This window comes from Sneathiella sp. D3-11 (genome assembly GCF_055809395.1).
This window is the reverse complement of sequence record NZ_CM147911.1, coordinates 1213668-1233732: the sequence shown is the minus strand read 5'-3', so window position 1 is coordinate 1233732 and position 20065 is coordinate 1213668. Positions and strand designations below refer to the sequence as shown.

Below are 20065 nucleotides of genomic sequence, written 5' to 3'. Positions count from 1 at the left end.
GCTGGTTGAGCTAAACGCCCCTACATCTCGAAACGCTTAGATAGGCAAACATAGCTGCATCATAGGGGATAGAAAACCAATAACGTGCCGAAACTTTGCTGTTTTAGCTTTTTGTCTGTTTTCACAGTGGTTCGTCAATTAGGAACTACGATCTATTACTTTAAGCTTGTTATGGCTGAATAAGGATACTAGGAAATCAACAAAAGCTCGAGTCTTCGGGGGTACCAGCTGTCCGTGGGGAAAGACAGCATACAGAGCAGTATCTTGCTCGGTAGGTTTAACCTCGAAATCCTGCAATACAACACGCAGATCTCCTTGCTCGATCGCTCGTTTAACCACCCACTCTGGCACCACTGCGATCCCAACGCCGTGTAGCGCAGCTTTCATCAGTGCGGTGCTGTGATCGGTCTTCAGATTACCGGAAACGTCGACTTTGATAACCTCAGAACCTTTAATAAATCGCCATGTACTTTCATAATTGGTCGCCGAGTAGACCAGACAGTTGTGCGATTTGAGGTCAGTAGGGTGTACTGGCTCTCCGTGTTCCCGAAAATAGTCAGGGCTGCTACATACGACTCGATTGCTAGAGCTCAGTTGGCGCGCAATAATATTTGAGTCTTCCAGTTTACCTAACCAAACAGCTACATCTATTTGGTTCTTAACAAGGTCGATCTGTTCGTCATTTAGTTCAATATCGATCCTCAGGTCGGGGTTGCCATCTAAGAATTTGGAAATCTGTGGAATAATCACTTCTGTAGCTATCGAAGTGCGAAGCTGGACTTTCAAAACCCCTTTAATTTCACTTTGATATGCTGATGCGTAACTATTTATATTGTCTAGTTTGCGCACTATTTCGACCATACGATTATGGTACATTTGTCCAACTTCAGTCATGCTTTGAGCGCGTGTCGTTCGATTTAGCAACCGCACCCCGAGATTTTTCTCCAGGGCGTCTATGTGTCTTGCAATCGAGCTCGCAGTCGTGTTCTGCTGTCTGGCAACAGATGAGAAGCTGCCAGACTCCACAACCCTAAGAAACGTACGAATACTGGTTAATTCATCCAATGTTGTCTTCCTTGTTGTCTGAACTTCTGGACTTTCAAGGGTTTAAAATGTCGCATTTACTGATCTTTCTGTTCAGCTCACAGTATGGATGAGTTTTAAAAAATTGAACAACCCATCGTCTCTGAGCGGACCTAAAGGTAACGTATTGCCAACATGCGTTCCATCAGAATTCATCTTTGGCAAATTCTTTTAATTCAGAATATTCATGAGGTTAATTGGATTGACCGGTAATCTTAAATCAAGCTTTTAAACTATCGTATGAATTGGGTGAATGAAAGGATATGTTTCCCATAGCGGTTGAACGGGGTCACCTCGTGATTACTCTTGGTTGCTGGTGGGCGCTCGCATTTTTGAATTAGGGTTTGTTGCTCATTGTTTTGACCGAGGTGATGGCATGCGTTATTAATCTCGAAAGCGCTGACGTAGTGGTCAATCGATGAACGCGCCACTAAAGGTCTGCATCACGATGCCGAGCATAGAAAATGCGTAATTGGCAAGCCTAATGAAGCTTGGATAAGAGTAATTATCTCAGTTGAACCGCCCGATCTAGCCATCAGCTGCAACGTTTAATCGAGCAGTATTTTCCAACCGAAATGGCCGACATCTCAGCTAGGCGATGTGATGCGAGAATTTGGCGCATCGTGAGCTTTGCCTAGAAACGCCGGCCAGAAGAACCAATTTCGCACGCACCGTCAGGCGACACTTTGGTTTTGGCAATATCTACATCAGGTTAACCAGAGTGTTAGGATCGGGAAGGCAATGAGCAATCCGAGGGTAACGAACTCAGCAAGCAGGAAGGGAATTATCCCCTTAAAACTCGAATAGAGATTAGTACGGGTGACCGATGAGGTGACAAAGACCACGAGACCTAACGGTGGTGAGACGAGGCCGATCTCTGTCGTCTTGATCATGATCACGCCCCACCAGATTGGGTCAAAGCCGAGACCGACCATCAACGGTGTCGAAATCGGCGCGGTCAGGATTAGAACAGCCGCCTGATCCATGAACATGCCAAGGATCAAATAGATAAGAACGACGATCAGCATGACTACGGTTGGTGTCATGCCGCTTTCGGCAATCCAGCCCAATAGTGTATTCGTAATGTGTGTAATAGAGATGAAATATCCCACGACATGGGAGCTAACAATGATCAGCATGATCATTGAGGTGATCCGTAATGTGCCGCTTACTGCCGCTGCAAAGTCTTTGCGGCCCATACGGCGAGACATGATTGAAAGAACTAAAGCTCCGGCAGCGCCGATTGCGGAGATCTCGGTCGGCGTTGCCACGCCACTGTACAACCCGCCCAATACGATGAAGATGAGTAAAATCATTGGCCAGACTGTGCCGCCATGCTGCTCTGTTGCGACGCGCTTTTCGTCGCTCGCATCAGGGCCAAGCTTTGGCTTTAGCTTGAGCGTGATAGAAATTGTCACGATATAACCCAATGCTGTCAGCAACCCGGGTATGATGCCGGCGATGAATAGTTTCCCGATAGAGGTCTCGGTTATGATGCCGTAGATTACAAAGGACACCGAAGGTGGGATCATGATTGCCAGCGTTCCAGCAATGGAAATCGTACCCACCGCAAACGACGGCGCATACCCAGCTTTCATCATCGCAGGAAATGACGCGCGGGCAAGGCTTGCTGCTGAAGCGGTGCTGCTACCGGTGGCGGCGGCATGGATGGCACCAGCCACGATGCAGGCCATGGCCAGACCGCCGCGTACTCGGCGGAGCATCCGGTTGCATGCCATTAGCAAGTCGGTCGCGACGCCGCCGCAGGAGAGAAACTCTGCCATCAGAATAAACATGGGAATCGTAAGCAGTACCGAATTGGCAAGCGTCTCATGCATGACTTTTCCCATGATCGCCTGAAGCACACCCATAGGAACTATCATGTTGAGGCTTACGAAGCCGGCTATTCCCAATGCAAAACCAATAGGAACGGCGAGCACCATCATTATTAGTAGCAAAGCCACGCCAATAGCAAAAGTCATTCGGGATACTCCTCTGCTGTATGCTCGACGATAAGGTCTTCCGATGCGGCGAATACGCTTAACAGCAGACGAAGGCTCAGTAGGCCGCAACCGATTGGCACCCAGATCCATGACAAGTGCACTGGCCAGTCGATAACATCCATCTCTACGAGCCCCTTGGAGTAGATTTCGTACCAGTTCTGACCGGACATCCAGGCAAGGTCGGCGCAGAACATACTACTGACTAACAGCCCGACGCGTAGCAGTAGGTTACCCACATTTTGCGGAATGACATGTAGGAGAAACGTGATCCGGATAAAGCCGCCTGTGCGGAAGCCCCATGCCAGAGGCAAGCAGACAAGGCCAACCAGCAAATATTGTTCAGTCAGGAAATAATTGAAACTGAGCGGTCTGTTGATCGTGTATCTCAGCAGCGCGTCGAACGTTGTGATGATCATTGCCGCCAACATCATCGCTGCACCAATGATCGCAGCGCCATTCTCAAGTGGACGCAATATCCGGTCCAGCAGTTTGAATGTCGCTTTTCTGCGTGGTGTTTCTCGTTCCAAACTTTGTTACCCCCCTCAGCTTCGCATTGCGTGCAGTAATTTGACTGCACTTAAGTCGAAATCTTTTTTTGTTGAAATGTAACTAATCCTATAGCATCAGAATTGTCTATAACTTAAGAAACCTCGCTGGTGGCTTGGCTGCTTGTCGCAATTCGGGTTCAGGGTTCACAAGTTTAGTAAGCCTTGGAGAGAGGAAAAGAAAAACACTAAAAAAATTTCTTATAATTACCATTGACTTAGAGGCATGATGTATCCCTTTTCAGTCCTCAGAAGAGACCACTGTTTTGCGCCGCCACTTTTGAATTCAGACGCTAAGAAAGGCCGATCATGCGCTCAACGCAAAACTCCTACACGCTTACGGGTATTGTCAGGAATTATTCTGCAGTTAGCATTCGAACGGTCTAAAAACTTAAAAAAAACTTCGATCGTGTCTTTGTTACATAAACCTAGGCAGGTTCTGGGTTCGCTAGATTTACAAATCTTAGGGAGAATAAAACATGTCAATAAAATTACTTGTAAATACTATGGTCTTAGGATCGTGCCTCTTTGCTTCGGCGGCTACAGCAGAGACCATTGTGCTAGCATCAGGCTTGCCCCCGAAGCACTTTCAATCGATTCAGGGCTCTGAGGCTTTGATGGAGTGCGTTACAAAAGGGACGAATGGTGAAGTGACCTTCAATTATTTCCCCTCAGGCGAGCTTGTGAAGCGCGACAGCATGGTGACAGGTATTAACCAAGGTCTTGCTCAGATCGCAGTATCAAGTGTACCAGACGAAGTTGCGTATATCCCTTTACAGGGCCTTTTGACGCTTCCTGGTCTGACGGGTTCTGCTGTAGAAGCAGTGGTCGGTTGGCGCAAGGCTCTTGATAAAAACGGTGTAATGGCAGAAGAATTTACTCGCCAAAACGTAATGCCGCTATTGCTTTCGCCACTCGCGCCGTATCAAATTATGGCAAATGAGCAGCTCGACGATCCCTCGAAATGGGATGGGTTGAAGATCCGCGCTACCGGTTCGTCGCTGTCTGTTTTGGTTAACTCAATCGGGGGAGTTGCCGTACAGATGCCCGCGACCGAAATTTATGTTGCGCTCCAGCGCGGTACAGTGGACGCGACGATCCTTTCCTTTACTAGCCTAGTAGGCTATTCCCTTCAGGAAGTGCTTTCCTATTATTCTACGAATGCAAGCTTTGGCACCTCGGCATCAATGTGGGGGATGGACTTGAAATATTTCAACGGTCTTCCCGCGGATCAGCAAAAGGTCATTAAGGAATGCGGGCGCTCGATTGAATTGTCGATGGCTGCTCTTATCGACTCAAACGAGAAAAAGATTGCAAAGGATTTGGCTGCGCAAGGACAGGTAGTCTTTGAACTGACCCCTGAACAACTCGCCATGTTTGCGGAGCAGATGGTCTCGGTTGAGGCTGATTTTCTCAAACGACTGAATGATCGCGGACTGCCGGCAGCAGAAGCGCTGAGCGAATACAAAGCCGCTTTGGGAAAGTAAACATTCAGTAAGTCCAATTATTGCGCGGGCCGGTCACCTTGTCCGGCCCGTACTTCCTACTAGGTCGAACGGCCATAACGCGAACTAGGTATGGTGTTCTCCACCTATTTTTCCTAGCTATATTAATCCTATATTCTTGGACCAGCCGGTTATACGCTCAAAAAATTTTTTACCCGCTCATGGGTATAGTCAAAAATTACGCCTCATTACTCTGTTGTAAAAGAGTATTTTGCCATTAATGCTGATAAGTGTCGGCACGCAGAAATCGTTTGATTGCGATCTGTTCCCTGGGGAGGCGGAAAATTTGCAGAACTTAGATCACCGTCATTAGGGCAGTGGCTGTTTCACTGGGCGGTAATGCGCCATTTTTGGTAAAGTAACTGATACAGTAAAAGAGGGGGTTGGTTTTATGCGTCTACTAAACAAACGGGCAATAGTTACCGGAGCAGGTTCGGGAATTGGCGCGGCAATTGCCTGTCACTATGCGAAACAAGGCGCGAAAGTTGCCGTTGTGGACATTAATCTGGAAAAGGCCGAGGCGGTAGCGAATAAGATTTGTGTAGACGGGGGCGAGGCGGTCCCATTTTATGCAGACGTTTCCAATTCTGATGATGTCGAGGCTGCTTTCGCAGGAGCAGAGTTGGCCTTCTCTGGGCTGGAAATCATTGTTAATTGTGCAGGTGTCAATCAGAAGCTAACTGCATGTACAGAAGTTAGTGAAGAAACATTCGATCGAATGTTTAATGTGAATGTTAAGAGCTTATACTTCACGACCCTTCATGGTGTGCCGATTTTGGCTAAGTATGAAAGATGTGCGATCGTCAATATAGGATCTGTTGGAGGTATTCGACCACGCGCAGGCATGGCGTGGTACGGGGCGAGTAAAGCGGCGGTTAATGCCTACGGTGCTGCACTAGCACTTGAGCTCGCACCACAGCGTATCCGCGTGAACTCAATTGCTCCTGTCAGAACTGATACGCCTATGGTTTGGTACATGGTTGATGGAGAAACCGTGGAAAAACGCACGAAGATGGAATCAGAAATCCCACTCGGCCGTATCGGGCATGTTGATGATATAGCGCAAGCGGCGGTATATTTGGCCTCAGATGAGGCGAGCTTTGTCACAGGGCAGACCCTGGCGGTCGATGGCGGCCGCCTTCTATTATAAAAATATCCATTATACATCGAAGATAGAAAAGGTTTATTGACTTGAACTGTCGACGGATTTTTCAGTGGAGTACTTTCTCCGAGGTCTTGTGTATTGAAAGGGAAATAAAAGATGAAGAAAACAGCCGTCGTAACCGGGGCAGCCTCTGGGATTGGTCGCCGAAGTGTCGAACGCCTTCTTAACGCAGGCTGGACTGTCTGGGCATTAGACCTGTCCCATGAGAAACTGGCAGCATTTGAAACGCCAGACTGCACCGGACGGTATTACCACCGAGCTTGTGATGTCAGCTCGGCTTCCGAGATTAAGGAAGTCTTTGAGGCTGTCAGTCGAGAAAACCAATCAATCGATGCCCTGATCTGCTCGGCAGGCGTTACTCTTGTGGGGTCTCTAATGGACTTTCCAGAGGAAGCGACCGATAAGCTAATTGACGTCAATCTTAAAGGCCCTTGGCTTACTATTCGTGGTGCCTATCCGCTGCTAAAGTATAATTCCAACATGGCCGACCCAGCCCGGATTGTCATCGTCGGATCGGTAAGTGGCATCAGGCCAAAGGTAGGAAGCGGTATGTATTCAGCGACTAAAGCGGCCCTACATACCTTGACCGGCGTGCTCGCTGTCGAACTCGCAAAGGATGGTATCACGGTAAATGCGGTCGCGCCCGGAACTACCGACACGCCAATGGCGCAGCAAGCAGCAGAAAATGCAGGGTCGTCTGGTTTTCAGCTCTCCGGCACCTCGCCTCTGGGGCGAATAGCGGATACTGACGATATCGTGGACGCGATCGAATTTTTCTTGGGCAGCAGTGCAAAATATGTCAACGGCACGGTATTGCCAGTCGATGGCGGAACCCGTGCAGCCTATTCCCGGGGATAAAGAAAGGCAGTAGTATTTTCTGGTGATCTAGATAGCTCTTTCGGCTTCAGGCTAAAATCAATTTTCTCCGTGCCCGTAATTCTAATGCTGCTTATTCCAATCAACAATAAATACCAATATGACGAAGCTTTATTTGGTTCGGCATTTAGCTGGTTTCGCAAGCGCTGGGGAATTATCCAGACAACAGCGATATATGAAGTTTGTGTCGTAATTGGGCGTCAATCAAGCCAGATCTCATAGCCTCCGTTATTAAAAATGATTAGTATTTTGAGCCTGTTTAAAATAGGGGATGCCAATTATAATGTTGGTGGTGAATTTCTGTTTTTCTCAAGAATTCTGCCAAAATGACCCGCTAGTAGACCATTTTAATTTCAATAGGTTATATAATGAACGATGTTGTTGATTTAACGAATAAAGATAGCTTTAGACACTGGACCCCCGTAACTATTCGTTTCTCTGACCAAGACCCTTTGCAGCATGTAAATAATGTCGCCTACGCGGCTTATTTTGAGGCTGCACGAACCATGTTTTTAGGTGGATTATTAAATGCCGACGAGAGAGTGGGAATTGATTTTATTCTGGCGCGCCTTGTGATTGATTACCTTAAAGAAACTCACTATCCCAATACAGTTGATGTTGGTGCAAGAGTTATCAAGCTCGGTACTAAATCGATAACAACAGGATATGGATGTTTTGCCGGCGACGAATGCGTTGCTACATCTGAAAGCGTAAATGTGTTCTTCTCGACGGCAGAACGTAAATCTGTTGGTATTCCCGATGCTGTTCGGACGAGTTTGGAAGCAGATCCGATGCAAGAATACAGCAAAATTGGATATAGTCGAAAACATTAACTGTCCGAGTTTGAAATTCGTAGTCTAAGTAGCGCGTCGGCCTGATCCTCCCTTTGTGATGGCATCAATTTACGTCGATGAGTTGGCTTGGCATTGTTCTTGTGACGTTCGCAAGCCAGCCACTCTTCAGGGGTTGATGATCGGCATTCCCTCAATTTGCAGGCGGAGTACTGGCTTTGTCCGTTTGAGGTTAGTAGACCATTCAAGTAGGTCGTCTGTTTCTAACGCATAAGCCAGCTCTTTGTATGACAAGGCTAAACACCGCTACTTTGAAATAACACGTCGATATTGTTGCTTTTGAAGGAAATGGTGCCCAGGGTCGGGTTCGAACCATCGACAGACTAATAGCCCGTCGGCATGCCGAACCAGAATATTGAACTGGATCCTTGGTGTGAGTAGCTATATCTCAGGTGAGATTTTAAAGTAACCTAATGGGTTTTTCTTAGGATGACCGGAAATTCCGCATCAGCCGAGCTCAAACACTTTTACTCCCCAACAAAAACATTTGTGACATTGCAATAGGCCTAAATCATTCCGCGGTACTTTCATTTTTACCGTATCGTTGATACAGAAAGCCAATACCGATAAGGCACGCGCCCAATCCAAGAAAAGATATGGCGCGTAGCAATCCGTCGAGAGCGGACATGTCAAAAACGAATACCTTTCCAACTGCCGCCAGCAATAGCAATAATGCACTCTGGCGTAGCAATTGACTATCACGCCAAATACCAACAAACATTAGACCGCTGGCAATGATGAGCCAGGCAAGCGAGTAAGTATAAAATTCTGGATTACTCATAGGGCTTAACCGAATGTCACTACCGACGAAGAAATGTCGTATTTCAGTATTGATGTAAAAGAAGGTCAAAAATCCAGCGAAAATTGTTAGGATGCGAGCAAGCGCAGCATGTTCTGTTTTCGCAATTGCCTTAAACAAGATGAATGTGGCGGCAGGAAAAGCATAGGCGACAAAGAGCCAATCCATAATATACCAGGTACCGACATTCCCTTTCGCGGAAAGAAGCGGGTTTAGAAGGCCAAGGGCACCAAATACCAACTGAATGAGGCCGAGTATGCCAAGGATCTTCCAGCCCCACTCACGCACAACTGTAGGATTTCGCTTGTTTAGCCAGTAAAGCCCCGATGCATTCGCGAACAAGCTGGCAATTTGAAGCGAAATCTCAGCCAGCGACATCCCGGCACTTGAGTAAGTTTCCCCTCCAGTCGTCAGAAGTAAGCCCACTCCTGCCATTTTTCGGATGCCAAGCGCAATCAGCGTGGTCCATAAGAGGACCAACCCGCTTTCAAGCAGAAGTATCAAATAGTCAGTTTTATCTTTTCGAAACCATGTCCATGCGAACCCAAATGCTGCAATGGCGATGGTAAATCCATAGAGAAATTCATCTGCCGCTGCGGTAGGACTAAGAAACAAACGCAGCACTTCACCGTCCAGTTCAAGCCGTATTATAACAACGGCGGTTAGGATCGCACTGAATGGACGAAATGCGGGGATTGGAATTTTCAGATAAATCCAAGCAGTTGCGGCCACTTGCAGGGCTAAGGCGACGCTTAACCATTCGTTCTCCAAGGCGACGGCCAATGCCAGTGCCAATGCAGCGGTTGAGCCAATTGCGAACACAGCAAGGACCGCGTCATCCAGCGTCTTGTTCAATTTATCCCCGACGAAACGCGCTGCAGCTGCGTAGGTTCCCGATAATGCAATTGCAATTAAGGCCCACTCGGGAGCGGTACCCAAACCGTTGAAGTGCCAATAACTGATGCAGAATATCAATATTGGTCCGGCAACAGCATGGGCTGCACCAGTCGCCGCGAAATATCCTTTCGCAATACGACGATACCCAAAGGCTGTGTAAAAAAGTCCAATCGTTATGGCAATCGTGAGAAACCGGAGGATTTCTGAAGCGTCTTTGAGAACAGGCGAATAATTTGGACCGGAGTTGAAGGCAAGCAAAGCCCCTGGCCAACTCAACAACAGTAGCAGTGCAGCGGCATGGGCAATGACAGGGAGACCTTCATAGGCCTGTCCTCGCATCGCAACAAACACAGCAAGCGGAGAAAGAACGAGGAGCAAGAGGATGGCAAGTGTTGCATGATCAAAGGCTGAGGCAATGAAAAGACCTGCAATGGCCGCATAGAGAAATGAAATATAGATCTGGAACAGGGGTGATTTCCAATCCAGAATTTCCGACAGTCGCGGGAGGACAGGAACGATGTTCGGAGTCTCAACGTTTCGGGTCGTAAGAAGAAAAATATAAACTAAGACCAGGCCAGTAAGATAAATCTCTACCACCAGCGCGTCAGCTACATTATTACCGCCATGAATATACCAGAGCCCAACCCAGAGAATACTCGCGCCAAGATTTGAGATGCCGAGCCAGTACCATGAGCGAAAACGCAGAATTGCAAGGCTGCCGACGAGTACGGCGAAGAGATAGAAAAAAGCAGCTCGGTTGAAGGATCGGCAGTTGAAATCAATAAAGGTACGGCATAGGCACCTATCAGCCCTACGGCTGCCATGATAGGACCTAGCAATAGGGAATATGCGAGGCCGCCAGAGGCAGTGAGCGCCAATAAAATAACAGCGACTAGTGGCGGATATAGTTCATAAAAGGAGAAACCCGAATACACTGCGCCATATATTGTCATGAGCCCAGCGCCAGAGACGGCAAGTGGCAAATATTGCCAACTGGACAAGTGATTAAGATACTCAGGTTGTCGACGAAACCATTCCCCAACGGCCAACATTACCGACCCAAGGGATATTCCAATTATGACCCGACTCCATGGACCGAGCATATTATTGTCGATAGAGAATTTCACGATAAAAACGCCGCCGAATGCGAGAGCAATCCCTCCAATCCAGACGAGCCAGTTGACGCCAAGAATCCATTCCCAGGGTGACGACGAGAGTGTTACTGTCGCCTCATGCAGGGCCGCTTCATCACGGCCCTTGGTTTCTGAGTCCAGAACCGTCGAGGCAACTGATTGACCCAGATCCGTTTCTGTTTGTATGACGACCGGTTCTTCTTCTGCCGCGAGTTCTGCGTCGCCAACTGTCTCAGAAGCAGTTTTAGAAGTTGTTTCTTGGAACTGAAGCTTTTCAAAGCGCGTTTCTAGGCTTCGGATGCTGGCTTCTATGCTTTGTAATTTTCTTTGTTGTTTTTTTACTTTGAAGAGTAGCCAGATTAAGCTCCCAACAATAAAAATCGGAATGGCACCGGCAGCGATTATAGATCCGATGTCATTCATGCTTCATCTCCGTTTCCCGGCACAACACTATAACTGGTTTTATCGCTGACAAATACTACTGTGGCAACAGCAAAAGTCAAAAATTGGGTTATTAACTTCCCGCTTGGTATGTTGGCGTTTATCCTCACTTGTCAGGAAAATTAGATTTCCTGTTCTTGCCAATATTTTTGGGCGCACCTTCTTCGACATGCGATCAAGGGTTCGAATAGCAGAACTGCATTCGAAAGCGCCTTCAGTGTAAAACATAGCCCATGTGTCTGGAATGGATCTTTGGCAAAGTGATGAAGAGCGGCGAATTCGAACCACCAATAGAAAGATAGTGCGTTCTACATATCTGGCTTTGCAATCATCAAGTAAAATATGGCTAAAAACAATGTAAAGGCGATAATCCCAAGACCTACCCACCAATGAAACAACTTATCAAAAACTTGGGGAAGAAGGGCGCTTCTGCTTTGTGCTTCTATCGCCATATTCCGCAGTTGATATTGTATCCAAAGAACGGGGAGCCAGCATGCACCGGCAATTGCAATGAGTGTGAACGAAACCACCAACCATGGCTCATCAAACTCTAATCCAAGCTCTCGGATCAAAAACCATCCTGAGATCACCTGCACGATGAAAGCCGGTGTCGTGAATATCCAATCCGCAACCACGACCCAAAAAGTTGCGAAGGCAATGCCGTGAGTATTTTTACTTTTTACGGCAACGAAAAGAAAAAACGCACTTCCAAAGCCCGTTCCAAACAATATTGTTGCTGAAACAATGTGAAACCATTTGAAGAAAAGATAGTCCATGGCTTAGATATACAGGCAATGAGTGATACAATGAATATTGATTTATCAAAAGGCGTGTGGTTCGTCTATGATGGGGATTGCCCGATCTGCAATCTGGCAGCACAGTCACTACGCATTCGGGAAGCCGTCGGTCCGTTATTTCTGGTCAATGCACGCGAAGAAACAGATCACCCTCTTTATCTGGAGATAGTGGACCAAAATCTAGACCTTGATGAAGGTATGGTCCTTAGATACGGCGATAGGAATTATCACGGCCAAAATGCACTCCAAATGATGGCGCTTTTGGGAAGTAGAAACGGTTGGTACAACCGTATGAATTCATTGCTGTTTAAATCACCGGCAATTGCGAGGTTCATGTATCCGATAATGAAACTGGCCAGAAATACGCTTTTGAGAATCCTCAGAATTCCGCGCCTGCAAAACCTTGAAGATGCGAAAGACGCATATCCTGTTTTCAAAGAGGTATTCGGTGATACTTGGCCAAATCTACCACCTGTCATTAAGGCTCATTATGCGGCGAGATCTTATTCGGAGGATCGGGTGATTGTTGACGGGCATTTGAATGTGTATGTGCATCCTTTATTGGGTTTTTTTGCTCGACTGACCGGTTTACTGGTTCCCTTTTCAGGTGAAAACGTTCCTGTTCGAGTGACCTTTAAAGCCGCGCACCACGATAATACCTTGGAATTTGATAGGGTATTTAGTTTTGAAGGACGCAAGCCTGTTCATTTCAGATCTAAGATGAGGCCTCAGCCAAATGGAGATGTCATAGAGCTTATGCGCTTTGGTTTTGGCTGGCGATTTAGATGCGAATGGCGGAAAAACAGAGTGATCTTATCTCATCTGGGCTATGTGTGGCGCTTTTTAGGCATGAATATCCCGATGCCATTCTCCTTGATTTTAGGTAAAGGTTACGCGGAAGAGTCTCCTGTGTCCGATACAGAATTCTCAATGTGGACCCACACGATGCACCCTCTGTTTGGAAAGATGTTCGGCTACGAAGGCTCCTTCACAATAACGGATATGAAATGCGACCCATATTAATTCTTGGTGGTTACGGTAACTTTGGGAAGCGAATTTCCAGGTCGCTCGCGGCGGCAGGCGTCCCTGTAATCATCGCTGGAAGGAATGAAGGGAAGGCTAATCTTCTTCTAAACACCTTGCCAGGGCAGGGCCACGGCGTGGCGATTTTTGATGTAGACCAAGACTTAAAACTTCACATGGCAAAATTGAAGCCTTCTTCCGTCATAAACACTTGTGGCCCGTTTCAGTCGGCTGACTACTCGATTGCCAAAACATGTATTGAGGAAGCAATCCCGTATATTGATCTGGCAGATGCCAGGGATTTCGTATGCGGAATAACTGAGTTGAATCAAAATGCGATTGATGCGGGCATTCCTGTGATTAGCGGCGCAAGTACGGTGCCCGGGCTCTCATCAGCAGTCCTAGAAGAATATGGTCATGAATTCTTACAGATTACGTCACTAAAATTCGGAATTAGCCCCGGACAAAAGGCGGAAAGAGGATTGGCGACAACTCAGGGGATTTTAAGCTATGTCGGAAAGCCATTACGACAGTTTGCAGGCATCGAACCAAATATTTTTGGCTGGCAAAATTTATATCGCCAAAAATATCCTGTAATTGGCAAAAGATGGATGGCCAATTGTGACATTCCAGATCTTGATTTACTGCCAAAGGCATATGGCATTGATAGAATTCAATTTTCTGCGGGATTGGAGCTGGCGCCGTTGCATCTGGGGCTGTGGGTGATGTCCTGGTTAGTTAGATTGGGCGTTCCAATTGACTTGCCAAAATTATCTGGACCGCTTTTGCGGATTAGTAATTGGTTAAATCACTTTGGCACTGCAGATGGTGGCATGCATATACTTATGGAGGGGTATGACACCGCGGGGCAACCGCATCGTCTTGATTGGTTCATTATTGCAAAGAATGGAGATGGCCCACAGATACCAACGATACCCACGATAGTTCTCGCCAAGAAAATTGCGAAAAGGGAATTCCCGGCTGTGGGCGCCATGCCCTGCGTTGGCCTCGTCTCGCTATCAGAGTATCTCGAAGAGCTTTCTGCCTTTGAAGTCAGTACCTATCGAGCATAGCACATTCGCTGACTAATGGCCTAAGGCTTGACCGCGGGAGCGTTTCGTGAGGCTTCGGAAAAATGGTGCCCAGGGGCGGATTCGAACCACCGACACGCGGATTTTCAGTCCGCTGCTCTACCAACTGAGCTACCTGGGCACATTGCGTTACGCGCACCGCCATATGGGCGAGGAAGCAGGTTTATAAAAGAAATAATTGAGGCTGTCCAGAGGTCTTGAACTAAAATTATAGAAAAGTCGCGACACGGCCCATTCGCTATATTTCCATAGGTTAAGCATATGGAAATATGCTTTTATTCGCCGTCCTCATCGTTGGCTGGTATGGTTTCTTCTCCCGGGATTACATAGGCCTCGTTAAACCATTTTCCCAGATCTACCTGTTTGCAGCGAGCGGAGCAAAAAGGGCGGTATTTTTGTGCGCCTGGTTTGCCGCATTGCGGGCACGGCTTAACAGGTGTTTTTACGTCTTCCATTGTCATTAGCCTATTGTGTAGCCGAAATCGGAAAGCTGGGCATTTTCAGATATCATGATTGGTCTCGCAAGTTCCTTTTCCAGAAGAGTTTGATGACGTCGCAACTGAGATGCAAGTTTCTCTCCGGCCTCAATCGTGAGTCGGGCTTGACGGGAGAAGCGGGTTTCGCTTTGCAGGGCGCGAAAAATCTCACTGAGGACCGTGATTTCGTTTTTGTCATATCCACCGCCATCGCAGGTTTTGCATGGGTAGCATAATACTTCATGTAAGGAGAGGCGGCCGCGTTTGCGGGTCATCTGCATCAGGCCTAATTCCGTCATGCCGATCAGGCGGGTTGGGCGGGAATCCCGGTTCAGCGCAACCTGCAATGATTGGGTGAGTTCCTCCACTTCACCTTTGCCATTCATCTGAATAAAATCGATGATAATAATACCACTAAGATTACGAAGCCGTATCTGGCGGCAGATTTCACGCGCTGCTTCGAGGTTCGTTGAAAGTGCAGCAGATCGGGAACCGGCCGCCTGAGTATGCCCTGCTGAATTGACATCGATAACGATGGCGGCTTCCGTGCGCTCAATCGTTATATTTCCGCCCGAAGTGAGCGGCACAGATTTCTGAAGGGCGATCTCCAGCTCCGCCTCGACGCCCCACTCTTCGAAAAGGGATGTTTGCTGGTCCCAGAGTGTGATCTGCTGCGGAATGCCAGGCATGTATTGTGCAATATAGTTTTTCGTCGCGGTGAGGGCCGCGATGTTGCTGACAATAACATCCATATTCGCGGTGAGAAGATTCTTCAGGACACTGGCGAGAGGCGTTTTTCTCTGTCCGAGGGCGGATGGCTTTGTTGCAGCTTTCCACGCCACTTGAATATCAGTCCACTCCTGAGAGAGGGCTTCTAGTTCTTTGAGGAGTGTTTCATCAGTGGCATATTGGGCAGCAGTCCGAACCGTAAGGCCGTACTCATGTGTGTGACCTTCAAGCAATGCTTTGAGGCGACTGCGTTCTTCAGAAGCGTTAATGCTTTTCGATAGCACAACGCCATTGCCGATCGGTCGCAAGATGAGGTTCGCGCCATGCAGGGCAAAACGGCATCCGAGTTGAAGTCCTTTCTCGCCCTTTGCATCCTTAATCACCTGAACGAGTAGTTTTTCGCCCTCGTGAACTGCTGTATTTATTGTTTTTGCGTTGGTCGAGATATCGCCAAATTGCAGGAATCCATCTCCTTCAGGCCCGAGATCAATAAAGGCTATGTCCATATCGGGCAGGATCTTCGCGACGCGTCCATTGAAGAAATCACCGACGCGCGAGAGATTGCTCGCTCTCTCAATTTGGAGTTCCAGCAGTTGATTGTCTTTCAGCACCGCCGCGCGCGTTTCGAAGGGGCCGTCATCGATCAGCAGGGTCTCCCGCATCAATCGCGACCTGCCCAAATCGGAAATCCGTTCCCTTGCAGGATATTCGCCACTTCAAAGAGGGGGAGCCCAACTACGTTGCTGTAGGAACCCTGAATTTGCCGGATAACGGCGGCGGCGCACCCCTGAATGGCATACCCACCTGCTTTACCATGCCATTCGCCAGATGCGATATAGGCGTTGATTTCAAGTTTATCCAGTACCTTGAAGATAACTGCAGTGGAAACAACGCGAGTGATCCGTTTCCCATCGGGCGTTATCATGGCGACGCCGGTATGGACTTGATGCCGCCGTCCGGACAAAAGGGAGAGATAGCTGCGTGCCTCATCCTCTGTTTCAGCTTTACCCAAAGCCCTGCGGCCAACGGCAACTACCGTGTCGGCAGAGAGAAGAAAAGCATTTTTATGCCGGTCTGCAACAGCTTCCGCTTTTTCTTGGGCAAGACGCAGCGCAAGATCGCGAGGACGCTCCTGCTTGATTGCGGATTCATCGATGTCTGCCGGATCTATAGAGTCTGGCTTAACCCCAATCTGCTCAAGCAACGCAAGACGGCGCGGCGATGCGGAGGCCAGGATCAAAAATGGGCGAGTGGGTAGCAAGGGCGGATCAATTTTGTTGCCTCGCTCTGCTACCATCTCGGTAGCCTGGGGGAGGTCTGTTCGATCACCCATGAAAACATTACCTTACTTGTAACGGAAGGTAATGCGGCCTTTGGTCAGGTCATAAGGTGTCATTTCGACGGTGACCTTGTCACCTGCCAATACACGAATGCGATGCTTGCGCATTTTGCCCGCAGTGTGGGCCAATACTTCGTGGTCATTTTCAAGAACGACGCGGAACATTGCGTTGGGCAACAATTCCGTAACAGTTCCTTCAAACTCCAATAGTTCTTCTTTCGCCATAAAATCCTATTCCAGTAATTTCGGTTGCTGCAAAATAAGGGGCACAATAGCTAAAAAGCAAGCACTTCCTTGAAAATGATATGTAAAAAGCAGAAAAAACAAGTAAGTTCGGACTAAAGCGCAACAGAATTCGTGTAAACTTCTTAAACCCGGGGGGCCGGTCCTGTTCTAAACCTTGCCTTTATTTTCTCATATAAGTCGTCCCGAGTGTGACGATAGGCATTTAATCGCATTTCCCGGTTTCCCTCGGTAAGCGACGGATCAATTATGTTCCAGAACTCTGTTTCGCATGCAGTAGCGCGGGTTATTTCTTCCGCCCTTTTATGGGCCTCCTGTGAGAGAGAAATGATAATGTCGAACGAACTGTCTTCCAGATCATCGAAATCCTTTGCGACATGGTTGGTGGCATCCAGGCCGATTTCATCCAGAACCTCAATCGCGAAACCGTCGACAGTCTTTGCCCGAACCCCGGCACTATCCACATAGACAGTATGGCCATAGAGGCTCTTCATAATATTTTCCGCCATTACGGACCGAATACTATTGTGGGTACAGGCAAAAAGAACGCTACCCGGTAAATTATCGCTGAAGGGGGGCGCACTCATGTAATTTTTTGGCCCACAACGGTGGCGTAAAAAAGAATGACTCTTATAGATTTCATTTCTAACCCCTTATGTGGAGGATACACATAAGGGTGAAAAGGCGCCGCGCCGTATCGAAGTCAGTTTCTGCTCTGTCCTTTAACCGCTCTTTTAAAAGCTCTGATCCTTCATTGTGAAGTCCGCGCCGTCCCATGTCGATCGCCTCGATCTTGGAGGGTGATGCCGACTTGATCGCGTCGAAATAACTTTCGCACACATGGAAATAGTCTTTAATGATGCGGCGGAAGGATATCACGGGCAAAGGAATACGAACGAGCTCATTCGCATCGTCCTCAGAGCGTACGTCAATGATTAGCCGGTTGTCCTCAATGCTGAGATGGAGCGAATAGGGCCCATCATTCTCGAACCCATTTACGATAAAGCTGTTTTGATCGAGGATGTCGAAGATAGCCACTTTACGCTCATGTTCGATGTCCGCGTTGCGGCGGACAACGGTCTTTTCATCGAGTGCGATTTTCGCGATATGCTGTGTGTCGGACATGTCTTTGTGACTCCTTTACACAGCTATACTAGTTCAATCGGATTGAGACAGAAAGGGCGTGCGCTCCCAGTCCCTCAGATTTCGCTAATGCAACGGCTGCGGGCCCAATTTTATGAAGGCTGGCTGCATCGAGTTTCATAAGAGAGGTTCTCTTAACAAAATCGAGGGTTGAAAGGCCCGATGAAAATCGCGCGGTGCGAGACGTTGGTAGCACATGGTTCGGTCCGGCAACATAGTCACCAATGGCCTCGGGGCTATAACGACCCAGAAAAATGGCACCGGCGTGACGTATTTGCGCGGCAAGGCCGTCTGGGTCCTCGACGCATAACTCCAGATGTTCCGGCGCGATTTGATCTACAAGAGCTGGTGCTTCGGTGAGGTCTTGTACCGTAATGATCGCACCATAATTCTGCCAACTCGCCCGCGCAATCTCGGCGCGGTCCAGACTGGCGAGAAGGCTTTCAATGGCACGTTCAACGGCTAACCCAAAGGCTGGGTCATCAGTTATCAGGATACTTTGGGCAACCGGGTCATGCTCCGCCTGACTTAAAAGATCCGCAGCAATCCACGCCGGATCATTCAGGTTATCTGCTACCACCAGAATTTCTGAAGGCCCCGCGATCATATCAATGCCGACAGTTCCGAAAACCTGCTTCTTTGCGCTGGCGACATAGGCATTTCCCGGCCCAACGATTTTGTCGACCGGCGCGATTGTTTCGGTGCCGTAGGCAAGCGCCCCGATGGCCTGTGCGCCGCCAATTCGATAAATTTCATCTACATTGCAAAGGTCTGCAGCCGCCAAGACCATTGGATTGATAACACCATCTGGCATCGGGACGACCATCACAAGGCGCGATGCCCCGGCGACTTTGGCCGGAATCGCGTTCATCAGCACGGAGGAGGGATAAGTTGCCCGGCCGCCCGGCACGTAGAGGCCGACATTTTCAATCGCCGTCCAGCGATAGCCAAGAGAGACCCCATCGGCATCCTGATACATCTGATCTGCGGGCAGTTGTCGCCGGTGGTAATCCTCAATACGAATAGCGGCGGTTTTAAGCGCCTCCAGTGTTTTCTGGTCACATGCGGAAACAGCATTCTTTATTTCAGCGTTTGTCACCCGAAGTTTTGCGGCTTCGCTGAGGTCCAACCGATCAAACTTCCGGGTATAGTCAAGAAGTGCCACGTCACCACGTGTGCGGACATCTTTGAGAATATCGGCCGCAACCGCATCAACATTCCTGTCTTCATCGCGCTTTTGATTGAGCAGGTCCGTAAAGTCTTTCGCAAAGCCCTCATCTTTTGAACTCAATCTAAGTGGCATTGACGACCTCACGAAACTTTTCTATCCAGCCGTTTAATTCAACGGATCGAGTCTTAAGGGCGGCGCGATTTACGACCAGTCGGGAAGTTATATCGAGAATTTTCTCAACTTCAACAAGGCCGTTCGCCTCTAAAGTTGCACCCGTCGAGACAAGATCGACGATGCGCCGGCAAAGCCCAAGGCCAAGGCGCGAGTTCCATTGCGCCGGATAGCTTGATGCATTCAGCCTGAATGCCGGCCTCGGCGAAGAATTTGTGGGTCAGGTTCGGATACTTCGTAGCGATACGTATGTGGCTCCAACGGCTGGGGTCACGATCTTCTTCAAGTTCCTTTGGTTGGGCTATGGCAATATGACAGTGACCTATATCAAGATCGACCGGTGCATAAATTTCCGGGTAGTCGAATTCCAACAATACATCGTTACCGGCGACACCAAGCTGCGCCGCCCCAAAGGCGACAAACGTCGCCACATCGAATGACCGGACCCGTATGATTGAAATATTTGGATGGTTCGTTCGGAACTGCAGTAACCGGCTTGCCGGATCGTCGAATGCTGCCTCGGGTTCAATCCCGGCGGCGCGGATCAACGGCATAACCTCTTTCAGTATCCGGCCCTTTGGCAG

General features: G+C 48.4%; 17 protein-coding genes, 1 tRNA gene and 2 pseudogenes. 6 read left to right on the top strand and 14 right to left on the bottom strand.

What is annotated here, in order from left to right:
- Window positions 1-138: 138 nt before the first annotated feature.
- From AC0L73_RS06440 to AC0L73_RS06430, 3 genes are all read right to left on the bottom strand, one after another.
- On the bottom strand, window positions 139-1065 hold the full coding sequence (locus AC0L73_RS06440; RefSeq protein ID WP_227949153.1) for a LysR family transcriptional regulator: 927 nt from the start codon (window positions 1063-1065) through the stop codon (window positions 139-141).
- A 725-nt stretch (window positions 1066-1790) separates the two neighbouring features.
- Window positions 1791-3047, bottom strand: a complete 1257-nt coding sequence (locus AC0L73_RS06435) for a TRAP transporter large permease (protein WP_473655154.1) — start codon at window positions 3045-3047, stop codon at window positions 1791-1793.
- Between the two features lie 14 nt (window positions 3048-3061).
- On the bottom strand, window positions 3062-3613 hold the full coding sequence (locus AC0L73_RS06430; RefSeq protein WP_227949158.1) for a TRAP transporter small permease: 552 nt from the start codon (window positions 3611-3613) through the stop codon (window positions 3062-3064).
- A gap of 497 nt (window positions 3614-4110) precedes the next feature.
- On the opposite strand from AC0L73_RS06430, the gene dctP reads away from it, so the two are divergent.
- The 4 genes from dctP (at window position 4111) to AC0L73_RS06410 (ending at window position 8010) form a co-directional block, all read left to right on the top strand.
- Window positions 4111-5118: a TRAP transporter substrate-binding protein DctP gene (gene dctP / locus AC0L73_RS06425; RefSeq protein WP_227949160.1), complete on the top strand. Its 1008-nt coding sequence runs from the start codon at window positions 4111-4113 to the stop codon at window positions 5116-5118.
- Between the two features lie 409 nt (window positions 5119-5527).
- On the top strand, window positions 5528-6286 hold the full coding sequence (locus AC0L73_RS06420) for an SDR family NAD(P)-dependent oxidoreductase (protein WP_227949162.1): 759 nt from the start codon (window positions 5528-5530) through the stop codon (window positions 6284-6286).
- 111 nt (window positions 6287-6397) lie between these two features.
- Window positions 6398-7159, top strand: coding sequence for an SDR family NAD(P)-dependent oxidoreductase (locus AC0L73_RS06415; RefSeq protein ID WP_227949165.1), 762 nt, complete (start codon window positions 6398-6400; stop codon window positions 7157-7159).
- A 386-nt stretch (window positions 7160-7545) separates the two neighbouring features.
- Window positions 7546-8010, top strand: a complete 465-nt coding sequence (locus tag AC0L73_RS06410; RefSeq protein ID WP_227949167.1) for an acyl-CoA thioesterase — start codon at window positions 7546-7548, stop codon at window positions 8008-8010.
- Window positions 8011-8539: 529 nt separating this feature from the next.
- On the opposite strand, the pseudogene AC0L73_RS06405 reads toward AC0L73_RS06410, so the two are convergent.
- Both AC0L73_RS06405 and AC0L73_RS06400 read right to left on the bottom strand, forming a co-directional pair.
- A pseudogene (locus tag AC0L73_RS06405) lies at window positions 8540-11280 on the bottom strand (DUF2339 domain-containing protein).
- A gap of 326 nt (window positions 11281-11606) precedes the next feature.
- Window positions 11607-12074 (bottom strand): DUF2269 family protein, encoded by a 468-nt coding sequence (locus AC0L73_RS06400; RefSeq protein WP_227949172.1) that lies wholly within the window; start codon window positions 12072-12074, stop codon window positions 11607-11609.
- 18 nt (window positions 12075-12092) lie between these two features.
- Between AC0L73_RS06400 and AC0L73_RS06395 the strand changes: the two genes are divergently transcribed.
- Together AC0L73_RS06395 and AC0L73_RS06390 are read left to right on the top strand one after the other, a co-directional pair.
- Complete coding sequence (locus AC0L73_RS06395; RefSeq protein ID WP_473655153.1) at window positions 12093-13118, top strand: DUF4166 domain-containing protein; 1026 nt, start codon at window positions 12093-12095, stop codon at window positions 13116-13118.
- Complete coding sequence (locus AC0L73_RS06390; protein WP_473655152.1) at window positions 13103-14191, top strand: saccharopine dehydrogenase family protein; 1089 nt, start codon at window positions 13103-13105, stop codon at window positions 14189-14191. Before AC0L73_RS06395 ends, AC0L73_RS06390 begins: the two co-directional genes overlap by 16 nt.
- Before the next feature lie 63 nt (window positions 14192-14254).
- On the opposite strand, the gene AC0L73_RS06385 is transcribed toward AC0L73_RS06390, so the two are convergent.
- The 9 genes and pseudogenes from AC0L73_RS06385 to hisG form a co-directional block, all read right to left on the bottom strand.
- Window positions 14255-14330, bottom strand: a tRNA-Phe gene (locus AC0L73_RS06385).
- A gap of 154 nt (window positions 14331-14484) precedes the next feature.
- Window positions 14485-14664 carry a DNA gyrase inhibitor YacG gene (locus AC0L73_RS06380; RefSeq protein ID WP_473655151.1) on the bottom strand — a complete coding sequence of 60 codons (180 nt, stop codon included), beginning with the start codon at window positions 14662-14664 and terminating at the stop codon, window positions 14485-14487.
- A 5-nt stretch (window positions 14665-14669) separates the two neighbouring features.
- On the bottom strand, window positions 14670-16076 hold the full coding sequence (locus tag AC0L73_RS06375; protein WP_473655150.1) for an Rne/Rng family ribonuclease: 1407 nt from the start codon (window positions 16074-16076) through the stop codon (window positions 14670-14672).
- Window positions 16076-16711, bottom strand: coding sequence for a Maf family protein (locus AC0L73_RS06370; protein ID WP_473655420.1), 636 nt, complete (start codon window positions 16709-16711; stop codon window positions 16076-16078). The genes AC0L73_RS06375 and AC0L73_RS06370 overlap by 1 nt, the downstream gene beginning before the upstream one ends.
- A 48-nt stretch (window positions 16712-16759) precedes the next feature.
- Window positions 16760-16978 (bottom strand): translation initiation factor IF-1, encoded by a 219-nt coding sequence (gene infA, locus AC0L73_RS06365; RefSeq protein WP_161315948.1) that lies wholly within the window; start codon window positions 16976-16978, stop codon window positions 16760-16762.
- A 143-nt stretch (window positions 16979-17121) separates the two neighbouring features.
- Window positions 17122-17583 (bottom strand): arsenate reductase ArsC, encoded by a 462-nt coding sequence (locus tag AC0L73_RS06360; protein WP_227949185.1) that lies wholly within the window; start codon window positions 17581-17583, stop codon window positions 17122-17124.
- Window positions 17584-17641: 58 nt separating this feature from the next.
- The gene (locus tag AC0L73_RS06355) at window positions 17642-18121 is read right to left on the bottom strand and encodes a UPF0262 family protein (protein ID WP_227949187.1); all 480 of its coding nucleotides are present in this window, start codon (window positions 18119-18121) and stop codon (window positions 17642-17644) included.
- Between the two features lie 28 nt (window positions 18122-18149).
- Window positions 18150-19442, bottom strand: a complete 1293-nt coding sequence (gene hisD / locus AC0L73_RS06350) for a histidinol dehydrogenase (protein ID WP_473655149.1) — start codon at window positions 19440-19442, stop codon at window positions 18150-18152.
- A pseudogene (hisG, locus tag AC0L73_RS06345) lies at window positions 19432-20035 on the bottom strand (ATP phosphoribosyltransferase). The gene hisD and the pseudogene hisG overlap by 11 nt, the downstream one beginning before the upstream one ends.
- Window positions 20036-20065: the final 30 nt, after the last annotated feature.

Excerpts from the sequence above, each read along its gene's own strand:
- dctP (WP_227949160.1), top strand. The coding sequence starts at position 4,111 with ATGTCAATAAAATTACTTGTAAATACTATGGTCTTAGGATCGTGCCTC.
- AC0L73_RS06420 (WP_227949162.1), top strand. The coding sequence starts at position 5,528 with ATGCGTCTACTAAACAAACGGGCAATAGTTACCGGAGCAGGTTCGGGA.
- AC0L73_RS06415 (WP_227949165.1), top strand. The coding sequence starts at position 6,398 with ATGAAGAAAACAGCCGTCGTAACCGGGGCAGCCTCTGGGATTGGTCGC.
- AC0L73_RS06410 (WP_227949167.1), top strand. The coding sequence starts at position 7,546 with ATGAACGATGTTGTTGATTTAACGAATAAAGATAGCTTTAGACACTGG.
- AC0L73_RS06400 (WP_227949172.1), bottom strand. The coding sequence starts at position 12,074 with ATGGACTATCTTTTCTTCAAATGGTTTCACATTGTTTCAGCAACAATA.
- AC0L73_RS06395 (WP_473655153.1), top strand. The coding sequence starts at position 12,093 with ATGAGTGATACAATGAATATTGATTTATCAAAAGGCGTGTGGTTCGTC.
- AC0L73_RS06390 (WP_473655152.1), top strand. The coding sequence starts at position 13,103 with ATGCGACCCATATTAATTCTTGGTGGTTACGGTAACTTTGGGAAGCGA.
- AC0L73_RS06380 (WP_473655151.1), bottom strand. The coding sequence starts at position 14,664 with ATGGAAGACGTAAAAACACCTGTTAAGCCGTGCCCGCAATGCGGCAAA.
- AC0L73_RS06375 (WP_473655150.1), bottom strand. The coding sequence starts at position 16,076 with ATGCGGGAGACCCTGCTGATCGATGACGGCCCCTTCGAAACGCGCGCG.
- AC0L73_RS06370 (WP_473655420.1), bottom strand. The coding sequence starts at position 16,711 with ATGGTAGCAGAGCGAGGCAACAAAATTGATCCGCCCTTGCTACCCACT.
- infA (WP_161315948.1), bottom strand. The coding sequence starts at position 16,978 with ATGGCGAAAGAAGAACTATTGGAGTTTGAAGGAACTGTTACGGAATTG.
- AC0L73_RS06360 (WP_227949185.1), bottom strand. The coding sequence starts at position 17,583 with ATGAGTGCGCCCCCCTTCAGCGATAATTTACCGGGTAGCGTTCTTTTT.
- AC0L73_RS06355 (WP_227949187.1), bottom strand. The coding sequence starts at position 18,121 with ATGTCCGACACACAGCATATCGCGAAAATCGCACTCGATGAAAAGACC.
- hisD (WP_473655149.1), bottom strand. The coding sequence starts at position 19,442 with ATGCCACTTAGATTGAGTTCAAAAGATGAGGGCTTTGCGAAAGACTTT.